General features: G+C 35.2%; 11 protein-coding genes. 1 reads left to right on the plus strand and 10 read right to left on the minus strand.

Annotation, left to right across the window (positions count from 1 at the left end):
- Positions 1–76: 76 nt before the first annotated feature.
- From FOL01_RS08685 to FOL01_RS08730, 10 genes are all read right to left on the minus strand, one after another.
- On the minus strand, positions 77–5,356 hold the full coding sequence (locus FOL01_RS08685; RefSeq protein WP_075270255.1) for a helicase HerA domain-containing protein: 5,280 nt from the start codon (positions 5,354–5,356) through the stop codon (positions 77–79).
- Positions 5,337–6,731, minus strand: coding sequence for a DNA phosphorothioation-dependent restriction protein DptG (dptG, locus tag FOL01_RS08690; RefSeq protein WP_075270256.1), 1,395 nt, complete (start codon positions 6,729–6,731; stop codon positions 5,337–5,339). Before dptG ends, FOL01_RS08685 begins: the two co-directional genes overlap by 20 nt.
- An 8-nt stretch (positions 6,732–6,739) precedes the next feature.
- Positions 6,740–8,677, minus strand: coding sequence for a DNA phosphorothioation-dependent restriction protein DptF (gene dptF, locus FOL01_RS08695; RefSeq protein WP_075270257.1), 1,938 nt, complete (start codon positions 8,675–8,677; stop codon positions 6,740–6,742).
- 105 nt (positions 8,678–8,782) lie between these two features.
- Entirely contained in the window at positions 8,783–9,997 is a 1,215-nt protein-coding gene (locus tag FOL01_RS08700) for an amidohydrolase family protein (protein WP_075270258.1), read from the minus strand.
- A gap of 183 nt (positions 9,998–10,180) precedes the next feature.
- Complete coding sequence (gene rpsI / locus FOL01_RS08705; RefSeq protein ID WP_075270259.1) at positions 10,181–10,573, minus strand: 30S ribosomal protein S9; 393 nt, start codon at positions 10,571–10,573, stop codon at positions 10,181–10,183.
- A gap of 26 nt (positions 10,574–10,599) precedes the next feature.
- Positions 10,600–11,043: a 50S ribosomal protein L13 gene (rplM, locus tag FOL01_RS08710; RefSeq protein WP_075270260.1), complete on the minus strand. Its 444-nt coding sequence runs from the start codon at positions 11,041–11,043 to the stop codon at positions 10,600–10,602.
- A gap of 157 nt (positions 11,044–11,200) precedes the next feature.
- The gene (truA, locus tag FOL01_RS08715; protein WP_075270261.1) at positions 11,201–11,950 is read right to left on the minus strand and encodes a tRNA pseudouridine(38-40) synthase TruA; all 750 of its coding nucleotides are present in this window, start codon (positions 11,948–11,950) and stop codon (positions 11,201–11,203) included.
- 14 nt (positions 11,951–11,964) lie between these two features.
- Positions 11,965–12,768: an energy-coupling factor transporter transmembrane component T family protein gene (locus FOL01_RS08720; protein ID WP_075270262.1), complete on the minus strand. Its 804-nt coding sequence runs from the start codon at positions 12,766–12,768 to the stop codon at positions 11,965–11,967.
- Entirely contained in the window at positions 12,761–13,627 is an 867-nt protein-coding gene (locus FOL01_RS08725) for an energy-coupling factor transporter ATPase (RefSeq protein ID WP_075270638.1), read from the minus strand. The genes FOL01_RS08720 and FOL01_RS08725 overlap by 8 nt, the downstream gene beginning before the upstream one ends.
- Positions 13,603–14,445 (minus strand): energy-coupling factor ABC transporter ATP-binding protein, encoded by an 843-nt coding sequence (locus FOL01_RS08730; RefSeq protein WP_075270263.1) that lies wholly within the window; start codon positions 14,443–14,445, stop codon positions 13,603–13,605. Before FOL01_RS08730 ends, FOL01_RS08725 begins: the two co-directional genes overlap by 25 nt.
- 386 nt (positions 14,446–14,831) lie before the next feature.
- Between FOL01_RS08730 and FOL01_RS08735 the strand changes: the two genes are divergently transcribed.
- The gene (locus FOL01_RS08735) at positions 14,832–15,431 is read left to right on the plus strand and encodes a TrmH family RNA methyltransferase (RefSeq protein WP_075270264.1); all 600 of its coding nucleotides are present in this window, start codon (positions 14,832–14,834) and stop codon (positions 15,429–15,431) included.
- Positions 15,432–15,477: the final 46 nt, after the last annotated feature.

Raw genomic sequence — 15,477 nt, forward strand, 5'->3', positions numbered from 1 at the left:
AAAAGATTACAAAGCAACAATATGTTGCTTTGTAATCTTTTTATCATCGCGAATATTATTGAATAATTTTTTGAAATCAGTTCTTATTAATCCTATCTTCAAATGAAGACACTTTAATAGGCTGAAACTGTATATTCGATAATTTACCATTCTCAAGTAAATTAGGCCCAACATCTATAGCCTCACCTTTTTTTAACCCCTTAAGCAACGATTCTACTTCTGCACGTTGCTTATCATCAGACGTTAAACTTCTAGCTAAATTATGAACTTGAACTTCTGGTGGTAAAAAGTGAATTGATTCTGCAGTATTATATATAGCTTTTTGGCCATCACCTTTAATTGAATCAATTTGTTGGGTAGCAAAAATACCTGACCAACCAAATTTACGACCCTCTTGTAGTATTTTAACTGTTGGAGAATTTGAACCAAAATTCAAATTTTGGACCTCATCCAAAACAATAGGAATTGGCTTGTTTTTAGCATTATCGCCTCTACCTTGTGAATATCCCCATAAATCCCATAACATAAATTCAATAAGAATTTTTTGTATATTAGGTTGAAATCCCTTTAACTGGAAAATATGGACAGTACCTGTATTTGATAGCATGCTGTCCCAACTAAACTGACTGTCATACGAAAAAGGATCTCGGTTCAACAAAGATGATATTCGACCAATAAGTTTATCATGTGAAGTATCATCATCTGTTAATCTATTTTTTAATTTGGTAAAAGTAAATTGATCACCAAATGTTTGATATCCTTCCTTAATAGCTACAGACAATTCATTCTTTTGCTGTGGACCTAAGTTAAACACAAAGTCAATCACTTGAGTTATTCTATCAACCATATCTTGAATGTCCTCTGGGAATGTTAATCCATCTCCAAAATCAATTTCCCTCAATTTAAATGGATTTATTGGTAATTTTTCTTTGAATATAATTTTTTGATCAATTTTTCCCTCAAGTGATTTCAACAATAATTCTTCCAACTGATTAGGCAAAAATCCATCAGTATAATCTACAACTATAGAATCAATGTTACTTACTGATAGACTATGCAGTAAAGTTTGAATAAAATATGTCTTTCCTTGTCCGGATTTTCCAGTTATTAACAGATGTCTATTGGCCAACTCCTTATGGCCATATTCCCAATAAAAATGTTTATTAGTTGTAGTTCCTTGGCCTAGTAACAAACGGACATTTTCAAGATTTTCTTTGTCTTCAACTTTATTTTGTTGCACAACCTGATCATTATCAGACTGATATTCCGTCGACTTAGGTGTATTATCAACTGAATCCGGTAGAGGTACTGTATCTACGACATCTTGTTCTGTTTCGACAATATCATCTATTATCTTTGAACTTCTACCCAGCATATTTGATAATAACTTAGACTTTGGAAAATCAAATTGATCATTCTGTATCGTATCAGTTAACTGCGTAATGTCTTTATCTACAGAACTATAAGCATCTTGTTCAGGAACCTTTATCAAAGTGACATCTCTACTGTCATCAACATTAATGCTTCTATTTGTTATATGGCTCGTAAATTCAAATATAAGTCCTTTATGGTAGACATTTTGTATATCAAAGGACACGGTATAATGGTCCATAGACAACTCATCTAATATTATATCCATAGATTCTTTAAAATCTGTTGGTATATCAATCAGTTCACTACCAATTAGCTTTTGCATGTTAGTTACTAAGATAGATTTAAAGAAGTTTCTATAAAACATTCGTGAAAGATAATCAGAATTTTCGTCTGATAAAAAGCCTTCAAGAATTTTAGCAGTGTGTTTTAACTGATTAATAGCTTTATCTGTAACTCTATTATCATTATTACCAACTTTAACTTCCACCGGTACAAAGTGTAACTTTAAATCATCATTGAACTTATCAATTCCGATAAATAATAAATCATCACTTGTAACTCCACTTTGAGATAGATTTTTCGAACTAAACATTCCTTCAGATTTTTTAAGCCCAACCATCGTCGAAACACGTAGTATTTCTTCTAATGAAATTGGAACCCAAAGAATGTTTGGTTCATTCAATATTCCCATTGTTTCCTTAAAGGCAGAGATTAAACTTAACTTTTCCCGTATCACTGTTGTATTATGAGATTTCCACCCTTCAGACGCCAACCTCAGTAGCCATTCACCGTTCAAAATATTGAATGATTTAATAATATTTTCTGTATCAACATTATTTATATTTGATACCTTTTTAATCAATTTATTCTCTAGCACTGTTTTGTATTGTTCAATATTAGTAGTTATAGTAACAGCCTCATATTGAGAATTTGTGTTTTGATCCATGTAATGAATAACAAAAAAATCATTAGCGTTATTAGGCGAGAAGAAATAATTCAAATCCACATCTGGGTTTAACACTGTAACCCAATCACTATTATCCAAAAATTGTGGGATTGTATCATGATCTATTCTTCGGACATTGTTCGTCAGCATTTTATTTTCAAGATAATCATTTACATCATCATTTGCTGCCAAGATAAAACTATTCCATCGGGTCGCAAAATCAACTAATTCACTATTATCAACATTTCCACTACTTCCAATACCAAACCCACTTGTAAAGAAATCATCACTATCAGCAGTAAATTGTAATGAACTAATCAAACCATCAAGTGCATAATTCTTAGGAAGATTGGTAATTGTCTTTTGCGCTGAATTATTTGACTGGGTAAATTGGTAAAACGTTACATGATAATATACATCTTTATCAATATCAGTATATATATTTATTTCTTCATGTAACATACTTAATATTTCGTAATCCTCAAATTCAATATTGGATTTTTTTCGATATGCATTCACCAATAGTTCATTAAGTTCAGTTAAAGTGCTTACTTCATAAAACTGTTTAAATAATGAATTAATGGTATTCCCCATACCCTTGAAATATATATTCACTCCTGTCATCTCAGCAAGGTTAGCTTTAGGGCTAATCTTATTTAACATGAAGTGAATAATAGCATCAAAGAAATTTCGTTCATCTACTATATTAATCACCGCAACATTTATTGATAACTTGTCGTTTATACCAAATAGAAAATTATATTGTTGTTCATAATTTAATAGTCTCTGTTGAATAACTTTTGAAGTCATATCCGTTAGCATGCGCTTCTTTTGCTCTTGGTAACTTAGCCATCCTGGTTTTTCTAACGAATAATGCGCTTGTAACAAATGACCATCACGTTGAATATATGGCACTAAGTTTTCTGCATTTAAATGTTTCAACATAAACTTTGGGGGAACTTGTGATTTATTAAGAGCCTCCGAAAATTGCACTTGATACTGTAGTAATAAAGGGTTCAGAGGTGAAACATTTATTTCACCGTTTTCACCTTCAATAATTCCAATATTTCTCATGTTTTTCAACTCAATATCAGAAATTTTTTGTTCATTTGCTAAATCAACAAGCTCGTCTTTAATCGTCTTCAAAACTTCTTTAACAATTAAAATGTATTCATCACTTAAAATGGCTAAACTTGGTAAAGTCTCTTGGTTTTTATAATATTCAAATAATTTTTCATAAGCAGATTTGACTGCTGTAGGGATATTTAGTTCAATCCCTTGATATCTGTCAACATCTAAGCTACCATATAGTGATTTTTTTAAAATCATATCTTGTTCAATATTAAGCCATGTTTGGTAAGTGCTCATGACATTCCTAATAGAGCTACCAAACAAAATTTTCCCGTCGATATATTTCAATTCTTCTTCGGAACTTAGTCGCTCATATTCAATATCAATTGGTTTAGCCGGTACTGGCTTATCAATTCCCTGTAAAATTATCGGCAGTTTATCACTACCTATTTTAATTGGAATAACTGGATCAATATCATCTTCCAAAACTAAATTATCTAACTTTAACAAACAGTTTTCCAGATTTTTATTTTCTAATTCATTCAAGCTGGTTATATCGATAACTTCATTATTATAATATCCAAATTGTTTTTCTGGGTTATTAGTAGCTATTCCTAGACCATATTGGTTTTTTCTACCACCATGCTTTTTAAAAACCTCTACCTCATAGTTTGGTTTAAGTTTCTTAATCTTTTCTAACTCAAAAGGTACAATCATAAATTTTATTTTAAACGTTAATGTTGGTACCTTTTTATGACGATATGTGACTAACCCACCATATGTCTTACTGTTGTCATAATGCTTCAAAATAATATTTATTTTTTTACTAGAAACATCAACTATAAAATCATCAGTAGACAACTTATCTCCATCTAAATCACTAAATATGTACGTATTAGATTTGATAATTCCAGATTTTTGCACATTATTATCAAAATAAAGATTAAAAGAAAATGTATTGCTATCTATTTGACTTTGAGGTCGATTCACTGAAGAAAAAAGTATGTGAACTTTTCGTCGTTTACTTGATGATTCGCCATTTTTTTTAACCCATTTATCTGCAATATCATTTGCAAGGTTGCTATAATCTAGCTCCAATTGTATTTTTTTATTTTTTTCAAACTCATTTGATGCTCTGAGAACGTCCTTAAAAGGAACATCTCTCCATTCATCAGATGTCGATAATTTCTTTATTAAACTATTATCTGCATTTAAGAAGTTTTCTAAACGTTCTGATGTATTAATTGCCTCTTGGGATTTAGAAACTTTACTAAATAATTCTTTATTCTGAGTAATACGTTCTTTTATTATGTCAGAATCAGTTGTATTGTAACTGAAAGAATCTAATTGCGAGTCTGCAAACAAATGCATCGCCGAATATTGATCAGTCTTTATCTCCCCCTCCTCTATTACGGAAAAAATGGTGTCAAAGTCTTTTAGTATTGTTGTATTAACCCCCTGATCCATATCCTTCAAAAAATCATTAATTATCTGCTGTTCAAAAGGCTTTAAATTTGAAGTGCGTACCTCTTTATTAAGATCCTCTTTAATAGCATTTATATCAAATGGACCATTCTTTTGACCTACGTCAAAAGCTCCTCCTAAAATAGAATCCAAAGGATCTGTAACTATAAAAAATATTGCTGTATCTTTAAATTCGTCCGCCTGTGCACTAACACGATTTCTTAAAGTAACTAGGAAATCATTCGTTACTTTAGCTGATGCGCTGATAATTAGTAATTTCACATCATTTACCTGTAATCCATGAGTTGTGAAATTTAATATTGGCGATTTAAATTCAAATCTATCACTTAATTCGTCAGAACCAAATGCATTATATAAATTGTCTACTTCTTTTTGGTCGTCCAAAAGCGCAAAAAAACGATTACCTGATTGTATATTGTTGTTAGATTTTATCCACTTATTAAGCCTTGTTGTTAAAAATTTATAATATTGATTTGACATACTGTGCATCCCCACTGTCACTCATTTTTTCTAATAAATTGACTTCTTCATAAAATTTAATAATCTCGTTTTTACTTGTTTTATCAAAAAACAAGCCATGCTTCTCTAGTCCTTCGAAAACACGTCTTAACAATAAATGCTTATTATTACCTACTACAATGGCTGTAAATAATAAGATGATTTCTTGAGAGGCATTTAATACATTACCTAAGCTTCCCCTAGACTTTAAATAATTTAATTGTTTCATTTCATCATATGATTTACGATATCTTTTTTGAGTTTCTAATGATTCATCTTGCTTTAACCATCCCTTTAATTCATTAACTTCTTTAATCAGGTAATCCTTAATATTTTCATCATAAAAAACAACATTTTTTTTGATATACTCATGGTTTATTGTTTCTGCGTATACCTCTTTGAATTCTCGCAAATTTTCTAATAAAGTGAGTATCGTGTTCCTATCAGAAGATAGTAATTCTGCAATTGTTTTTTCATTCGAATATGTCTCAGGACTACTAATAACTAAATTACCAGATAAAACATTTAAATAGTGTGTAATATCTACATCTACCAAAATATTTGCTGATAATTCTTTTACCTCACGATAACCATCAGTCACTGCTTTCCTTGATCGTGAAATTCGCTCTTTTTCATAAGCAAAATAATAATGTCTATTACTAGTAGTATCATCTAAAATAGAACTTCCAGTATATATAATGTACATTAAATAATAAAAACTAAACAAAAGATGAATATTTAGTGATATAAAATCCACATTTCCGCTTTCCATCAATATATGAAAATCTTCGCTAAATAACGATGTATAATAATTTTTATTTACTAAGGCAAATTCTTCTCTTTTTATACTTTGGTTCTCTAAATCTGGCAACGCCCCTTTTAGAACTTGTGAATATAGATTATTTGCATTTTGACTAGATATATAATTTAGCCATTCCTGATTATTATCAAGGTCTAATAAGGTCACCAATAGTTCAGCAATTTGAATTTTACCCGTCTTATCTTTAGAGTCAGTAACCGGTACATAAGGCAATAATTGCGACCTCTTAGTATTCTTAAATGAAATTTGGAAAATTTCTAATAGTTGATTATCTGTTATATTGTTTGGAACTTCTATTTGTTCACGCAATTTTTCAACAAACTTTTGATTTAAATCAGATAATTCTGGTTTATTTCCTTTTGAAATTCTTGCCATAATACCAGTAATTTCGATAAATTCTTCATCGAATTTATATCTTTCGGGTTCTCTTGTAAAAAATGGTAATAACTTATAACCAATTTTATGTCCGTATTTTATAGATTGTTCCTTTGGATTTATCTTTAAAAATTCAATTAAATCTTTAACCGCATCGCTCATAATAAAACCTATTCTCCTAATTGACGTAGGGTAACTTTATCGTACGTCTTTTTTAGCTCAAACTCCTCATCTAAATTGGGGTTATACAATATATTAGTACGTTCGCCCTTAGTCGTCCTGGTAATTGAATTAACAAATTCGTCAAATTTCACTACCGTTTGAATATCTTCCCTTTTTAAAATATATCCCGCAACAACTTTCTTAAGTAATACATATGTTTTATAGTCAACTTCTACTTCCTGAATTTCTTTTGAAGCTACTGCGTTCTGATTTTCAACCTTTACAACCACACCAAAATTTTTGACTTCCCATGATATCGGCTCTAGCTCTAATTCAACTGCAATAGCAGTTGAATTTTTGGCACGCATTGTTACAACATATTCCCCTTTAGAAGTTGTCCCATTCCATAATCTTAAACTTCTATCAACCAATTTGAATAAGCTGATACTTTTTTTATTAGTAATAACATCCTGTAAGATTTCCACAAATTCTTGAAATTCTGAATTGTTTAATACGGAATTTCGTGCGTCAAGCAGGAATTTAACACGAAACATTGTGTTGACTAACATTCTAAAGTATTTTAAATCATCTTCCTTATTACGAAATTTATCAAACATGGGCTTAAATCTTTCATAATCATCTTGGAAGTATTCTTTAACAAAGTTAAAAACATCATTAGAATGAAAAAGTCTGACACTCAATTCATCAACTTCTCTATTTTGGTTATTAGTTGGATCCATAAAACTAATTGTTTTTAACAATTTTGAGGTTTCTGCATTATCAAATATCAAAAACGGTAAATATGAATCATAATTAATTTTTTCTTTATTTGATATCACAATGTCATACATAAAATTCATTAATGTTCTTGCGGAAATTATTTCTTTATATTCAACTTGTGCTCTAATTAAAAGATAAATCACACTATTCTTAATATCGGAATCTAATAACAACCTATAATTAGCGTGAAATGCTTGTGTATGATGCTCATTAATATCTTGTAAATAAGCTTCATAAAAAGGATTTCCTTTTTCCCTAGAAAACACCTTATTGAACATAGATAAGAAAAAATCAGATTCTATTTTAGAATTACTTACTTCAAACATTGTTTGGTTAACAAAAGAAACATTACTAAAAATTTCATGTTTGTGTTGGTTTATTTCCCCGTTAACTATTCCTGATTTTTCTAGATAATCAACTAATTCGTTAAAAATTTTACTTTGTTTAAGCCTAATCAATAAATTAGTAATAACACCCAAATTTATCGCAATAATTAATTTATCATTTCCATTTTGAATACTTTCATCATTAAACCCGTCCAATTTTTTAACAAGGGTCTCTATAGCTGTATGAGTGGGGCTATCGCTTTCAGTTGCATCATTAATAATTTCTACTTGTTGATCATTAAATTCTTTACCATACTTATCCTTCATATAGGCCAGTAAATGTGATTTCCCATCACCAACATTCCCCACTAAGAAAATGATACCTTTTCTTTTTTGTATTAGGTGCTGTATCTTTTGTTCTAAATTATCTTGAATTGGTCTTTTAACGTGCATGTATTTTTTTAAGTCGCTAAAAGAATCAGAGTCCACAACTGCTTCTTTTGAACGCATGGATAATTTCTCCAGTAGTGGGCCTAAGGCTGTTTGCTCCACATTCCCTGCTGCATTTCCATTTTCAATATCTACAATTAGAGAAGCTAGTTTCCTTCTTTGTTCGTCCAATTCCGCTTCAGATAATCTTAAATCGTTATTTTCCAAAACAGATGTAACATTTACAATTTCATCAAAAATAAAATCCGTAATTTTTTTATTTTTTCTCTGTTTCCAAGCTGCATCCCACAAATTATCTGCCGAAAAGGGAACTATTTTTGCTTTCTTTTCCCCAACAATTGCCTCATATAATCTTGATGCTTGTTTTTCGTACTCTGAATAATTACTCATAATATCTCCTTAGCAACCAACTCATCATTACTATTATTATATCAATTATACTAATTTTTATATTTCATAGCTTGTTTTTCAAATTTAACTTCAATTAAAAACTTCTTAATTGTTAAGGTTGCACTGCTCATCCAAGTATCTAACCCCATCAACCCTACTCTGCCGAGCCACAAACTCCGCAGCACACGATGCATCAACAAGCATAAAGTTAGCCGCCTCCCCAACAACAGGCCATTGACGATTACCTTTAGCATCCAAGGTAACCTTACCATCAGTAACTAAGCCTAATAGTTGAGTTAATCCGACTTGATCATTTACCGAGAACATTTCACCCAGCCGAGCGAGTTTATCTTGAACTGACCCATTCCCATAAGGTGACCAGCTATCATTAACGTTATCGTTACCAACATGCACCTGAACACCTGCATGAATCAGCTCCATAATGGGTGGAATAGTCCCTGCATCCAATGGCACACTCGTCACGATATGAATTTTCAATGCAGCTAGTTGATCAAAAACAGATTGTCGCTCTTCACCCACAAAATCATTCAAACCAAAGGCATGACTAATAAACACTTTATCCTGTAAATGATAATATTCAGTCAGTCGAATAATTTCCTTGATGGTTTTTGTACCGGCCTCGTTACGGTCATGCACGTGAATATCAACCCCTGCATGATATTTATCAGCCAATTCAAAAGTCTGTCCCAATGATTTTTTATAATCCTGATCTAACCCATATGGATCAACCCCACCAATAAAATCAGCGCCAGATTGTAGAGCCTCTGCGACTAAATCGTACGACTGACTACGCAACAGCCCATGTTGTGGAAACGCAACGATTTCTATTTTTATGTCACTGTTTTCTGCCACTTTCTTAATCACTTTGAAGTGTCGTAAATCAGTCATTGGTTCAATATCAACATGTGATCTAATTGTGGTAACACCATGTTGCTTTTCCAAGGCAATCATCTTTTCAGCACGTTCTTGCATACTAGAAGATAGGCGATTGATATCTGGAATTTCTTGTTCAAAACGTTCCACAATATTTTTCGCAGGCCTAATTGGCGTCCATGGTTCACCAATCTTTAGTTTATCTAGATGAACATGTTTGTCTGTTAAGCTTGGCAACATTAACAAACCATCCCCCGAGTACGTTGCTTGCATATGTTCTTTAACAAATTCATCCTGTGGGATAATTGCCGCAATTTTACCTGTAACAACATGAACCGCGACTAAATCAGTTTTTGATCCATTAACCCAATCATTATCATAAGTATAGCCATTTTCTATCCTGACATTATCAATCCAATAATCCATCATATATTTCTCCCCAAAATTCTATTGCATTATCTTCTTATGATTCATGGTAACATTTTTATCAATTTGCCCATATAGTGCTAAAAATTTAGATATAAAAAAACTCTCAAGTTGGATAAACCAACTTGAGAGTCATTTTTGTATTCGGATCTTTGACAATCCCACAAAGTGTAATAGTAAATATTAACGCTTTGAGAATTGTGAAGCCTTACGAGCTTTCTTAAGACCTGGCTTCTTACGTTCCTTCTTACGAGGGTCACGAGTAAGTAGACCGGCCTTCTTCAATGAAGCGCGGAAGTCAGGATCAACAGTCAATAGGGCACGGGCGATACCGTGACGAATTGCACCAGCTTGACCTGAGAAACCACCACCATCAACGTTTACCAAAACATCGTAGTTTCCTAGAGTTTCTGTAACGTTGAAGGGTTGCACCATAACCTCACGCAAGTTAGCGAAAGGAATGTATTGTTCTGATGAAAGACCATTGATCGTGATTGCACCGTTACCAGGTACCAAACGTACGCGGGCAACAGAGTTCTTACGACGGCCAGTTCCAGAGTATTGTACTTGAGCCATGATTAAACTATTCTCCTTTCGTTAAATTAAATAAGGTTGGTGATATCCAACACTTCAGGGTTTTGAGCTGCGTGTGTGTGCTCTGAACCAGCAAACACGTGTAGCTTCAAAGCTTGTTGGTGACCAAGAGTACCCTTTGGCAACATACCTTGAACTGAAAGTTCGATCAAACGTTGTGGGTTCTTCTCGCGCAAGTCACCTGCTTGACGCATCTTCAAACCACCTGGGTGATTTGAGTGGTGGTAATAAATCTTGTTAGAAGCCTTCTTACCAGTCAAAGCGACTTTACCAGCATTGATAACGATAACGTTATCACCAGTATCAATGTTTGGTGTGTAAGTTGGCTTGTTTTTACCACGTAAGATTGATGCTACGACAGTTGACAAACGTCCCAATGCAATATCAGTTGCATCAACGACGTACCACTTGCGATCGATCTCACCTGGCTTTGCCATATAAGTTGTACGCATGGAAAATTTCCTCCAGTTTTCTGTTTGTTTACTTTACCAATAATTAAAAAGTCGTACCAGGACATTCCCATTTGTGGTTGGTAAACAATACCGAGTTCTATATTATCCTGTTTTACGGGAATAGTCAATGAAATGTCCTTGGTAACTGCCTAATTTTTTAATATTTAACATCCATTAAATATAATCCTTGTGCCGGTGCCGTAAATTGGGCTTGTTGGCGATCTTTAACCTCAAACAAACGCTTGATATCATCGACTGGTCGCACACCATTACCGATTTCTAATAAGACCCCAACCATGATGCGAATTTGGTTATACAAAAAGCCATTACCAGAGAATTCAAACCAAATCTCTTCTTCTTCTGGCTTATACCACATTTTCGCAGAATAGACCGTCCGCACGGTTGTTTTTTGTTGGTAACCAGAAGCCACAAAACTCAACCAGTCATGTTCACCAACATAATCACCGATTGCTTGTTGCATTAATTCTGGATTTAAGCGACGGTGCCAATGCCCCGTATAATTACGCTTAAAGGGATCAATATATTCACTTGTTGAAAAGCGATAAAAATAGGTTTTATCGTGGGCATTAAATTGGGCATGAAAGTCATCACTGACCTTCTCTACCTTCTTAATCCCAATATCATAGGGCAACATCGTTGATAAGCCCTTACGAACCGCATCGGCTGGAATATCAAATGGCAAATCAAAATGGGCAACTTGACCCTTAGCGTGAACACGGGCATCGGTACGGCCAGAGCCTTGTACACGAATATGCTCCGCTGGGTTCTTCGCCATCTTGTTGACCACTAACTCCATTTCGGCTTGCACCGTTCGTTTATTCGGTTGTACTTGCCAGCCAAAAAAATCAGTCCCATCATAAGCAATGGTTGCTTTATAACGTGGCATGTTTTAAGTCCTTTCTACATCATCCAACGCGTTGCAATTAATGCAACCGTAAAGATAACAAATCCAATAATTGCGATAGTGTCTCGTGTATGCCAAGTCAAGACACGATATTTTGTGCGTTGATCACCACCACGGTAACCACGTGCTTCCATCGCATCCCCCAACTCAATGGCTCGTTTAATGGCGTTCACAAATAATGGAATCAATAATGGCACGAATGACTTGATACGGGCCATTAAACTACCTTCATTAAAACGCACACCACGTGCTCGTTGGGCATTCATAATACCTTGAGCTTCATCCATTAATGTTGGCACAAAGCGCAAAGCAATCGACAACATCAAGGCCAGTTCAGAAACGGGCAAACCGACTTTCTTAAATGGCTTTAGTAAACTTTCCATTCCATCAGCAACGGCTAAGGGTTGCGTGGTCAACGTTAAAATTGTTGAAAACATGATGATTAACATAAAGCGAACAAACACGATCACACTGTTAATAACCCCATCCGTGGTAATTTTGATAAATGCCCAATGAACTAAGACATCCCCAGTTTGCACAAAGAACAGCTGCAATAGCGTTGTGATCAACATCAATAAAACCAGTGGACGTAAGCCACGCAGAAATACACCGACACCGAGGCCAGTCATCATAATTGCTAACAACGTAAAAGCACCCGCTAATGCGTAACCAATCACGTTATTCGCAAAGAAAACCACAAAGATGAAGGCAATACTTAGGACTAGTTTTGTGCGGGCATCTAAACGATGAATCCACGAATCACCAGGCATATACCGCCCAATAATCATATTACTAAACATGGTCCACCTCCCCATTTAAACGGGCAGCTAATTGATCAGCCAATTGATCAATATCTAACACATTATGTAGTTGGACACCCTTTTCAGCTAAAGCGTCTGCAAACTGTTTAGCTGCTGGCACGTCTAATTGCTTCTCATGCAGCCATTCCTCATCCGCAAAAATTGTCGTTGGTGAACCTGACTTAACCACTGTCCCATGTTCAAATACCACAACATGATCTGCATATTGGGCAACGTACTCCATTTGGTGCGTAATCAATACCACCGTAATTTGGCGTTCTTTCTGCAAATCAGTAAACAAGGTCATTAATTCGCGTTGACCTTGTGGATCAAGACCAGCTGTTGGTTCATCCAAAATCAACAAATCTGGTTCCATGGCAATGACACCCGCAATGGCAACACGTCGCATCTGTCCACCAGACAATTCAAATGGCGACCGTTCATATAAGTCAGGTGAAATAGCTACCTTTTTCAAAGCCGTTTCAGCCGCCGCTTGCGCATCCTCTTCTGAAGCACCAAAGTTTTTAGGACCAAACATGACATCTTTTAGAACGGTTTGTTCAAAGAGTTGCGCCTCAGGGAACTGAAAAACTAGTCCAATGTGCGCACGCATCTCGTTAAGTTCTTTTAACTTCGTTTCAGCGGTCACCACTTGATCACCCATCGTCACTTTACCAGTCGTTGGCAAAACCAAACCATCAAGATGTTGGACCATCGTTGATTTACCAGAACCTGTATGCCCAATCACAGCAGTGAATTTCCCTTCAGGAATTTCAAATGACACATCATGTAAACCTGGTGTGGCAAACGGCGTATTGGGTTGATACGTAAACCCTACTTGGTCGAAATTGATTGCCATAACCATGTCACCAGCCCTTCTGTTGTCAAATATTCATTAGGGACATCAATTCCCCGTAGTCGTAATTGTTCCTTCAATTGCTCAGCAAATGGCACTGCTAATCCAAAGCGACGTAATTGATCCGCATTCGCAAAAATTTCCGCTGGTAACCCAGTTTCAACCAGTTCACCATCGTTGATCACCATGACGCGATCAGCACTGGCAGCTTCATCAATATCATGGGTAATCGAGATAACGGTTAAGTCATCCCCCATGCGAGCTTTCAATTCATGCACTAAGGCAATCATTTCGCGACGACCAGTTGGATCTAACATAGCGGTTGCTTCGTCTAGAATCAGAATCTTAGGTTGCAAGGCCAATACCGATGCAATAGCCACGCGTTGCTTTTGACCACCTGATAGACGCGCTGGCTCACGATCAGCAAACGGCATCATTTGTACTTCTTCTAACGCTGCATCCACACGCGTAATCATCTCATCGCGTGGGACACCACGATTTTCCATGCCAAAAGCCACATCATCAGCGACAGTAGCGCCGACAAATTGGTTATCAGGATTTTGGAAAACCATCCCAACCATGTCACGAATTGTCCACATATTTTCTGCAGTGGCAACGACATCATTGACGGTGATTTCACCCTCATCAGGTGCTAATAAATAGTTTAATAATTTTGCAAAAGTTGATTTACCGGACCCATTATGACCGATAATTGCGACCCATTCACCTTTGTTGATTGTTAATGATAAATCACGCAAGGCAGGGGCGTCACTATTTGGATATGCGTAAGTCACATGCGACAACGATATAATTGGCGTCATGTCCGCGCCTCCTTCTTATTTTCTCAATACCTTTAATCATACCAAATTAATAGTCAATATGCTTTGAATTGTTCAATTTGATCATATTTTATCAGTCACCACCTCGTTTGACACGTCGCACGCCCCCGGCTAGAATTAAATTATTATTTTATCGTTTAATGAGAGCGAGACAAAAGTTGTTTTGAAGCCGGTGTGTAACGTTATTTGCGCTATTTTTGGCCGTAGCGAAGCGCAGGACAGGAATGGTGTAAATGATGTTACATTGAGGCTTCAGACTTTTGGAACGCGTTTATGCTATTCAAATTACAAACTTACAATTAATATATTTTTAGCACAAAAAGATTGGTCCATTTTCTTTTGTCCCAACTTCTAATAAGGAGACTACTATGTCAGATATTGATTTAACGCGTTCGGCTGATTACCGAAACGTTACCGACTTTTATAAAGGGAAAACTGATGATGAAATTCGCGCATCATTAGATATGCATCGTGGTGAAATGATTTCCATCATGCAAAACCTCAGCCATGATTTTAATAAAGCATCGGCTGTCCGTAATAGTAATGCCTTTGGGATGCGCAAGCTAATTTTTTTGAATCCCGAAAACCCTGCCATTCCTGATGCAACTGAAGGCATCAAAAAATGGGACCGTCGTGGTTCATTAGGTACGCAAAACTATGAACACATTGAGCATCATCGTATTACTGATTATTCAACGATTTTTGCTCAACTACATGAAGCGGGTTACACGATCTATGCTGTAGATAACACCCCTGGTTATGATCCTCAGTCATTATATGACATGCAATTCCCAGCCAAATCGGCTTTCCTATTTGGTGAAGAAAAACTCGGCTTGGCCGATGATTTAATCGCTGCTGCCGATGCCATGGTATATATTCCACAATACGGTAGTGTCCGTTCAATTAATGTTGGTGTTGCACACGGTGTCATCGCTGCCTTCTACGCATCACAACATCAACCAAAGTAGAGCGTGACATAAATCGCTTTGAAGCTGGTGTGTAACGTGAGTTGCA

This window comes from Weissella thailandensis, assembly GCF_001932615.1.
GTDB lineage: Bacteria > Bacillota > Bacilli > Lactobacillales > Lactobacillaceae > Weissella > Weissella thailandensis.

Bases quoted from the DNA above. Each gene is read 5' to 3' on its own strand.
- FOL01_RS08685 (WP_075270255.1), bottom strand. From the start codon at position 5,356: ATGTCAAATCAATATTATAAATTTTTAACAACAAGGCTTAATAAGTGG.
- dptG (WP_075270256.1), bottom strand. From the start codon at position 6,731: ATGAGCGATGCGGTTAAAGATTTAATTGAATTTTTAAAGATAAATCCA.
- dptF (WP_075270257.1), bottom strand. From the start codon at position 8,677: ATGAGTAATTATTCAGAGTACGAAAAACAAGCATCAAGATTATATGAG.
- FOL01_RS08700 (WP_075270258.1), bottom strand. From the start codon at position 9,997: ATGGATTATTGGATTGATAATGTCAGGATAGAAAATGGCTATACTTAT.
- rpsI (WP_075270259.1), bottom strand. From the start codon at position 10,573: ATGGCTCAAGTACAATACTCTGGAACTGGCCGTCGTAAGAACTCTGTT.
- rplM (WP_075270260.1), bottom strand. From the start codon at position 11,043: ATGCGTACAACTTATATGGCAAAGCCAGGTGAGATCGATCGCAAGTGG.
- truA (WP_075270261.1), bottom strand. From the start codon at position 11,950: ATGCCACGTTATAAAGCAACCATTGCTTATGATGGGACTGATTTTTTT.
- FOL01_RS08720 (WP_075270262.1), bottom strand. From the start codon at position 12,768: ATGTTTAGTAATATGATTATTGGGCGGTATATGCCTGGTGATTCGTGG.
- FOL01_RS08725 (WP_075270638.1), bottom strand. From the start codon at position 13,627: ATGGCAATCAATTTCGACCAAGTAGGGTTTACGTATCAACCCAATACG.
- FOL01_RS08730 (WP_075270263.1), bottom strand. From the start codon at position 14,445: ATGACGCCAATTATATCGTTGTCGCATGTGACTTACGCATATCCAAAT.
- FOL01_RS08735 (WP_075270264.1), top strand. From the start codon at position 14,832: ATGTCAGATATTGATTTAACGCGTTCGGCTGATTACCGAAACGTTACC.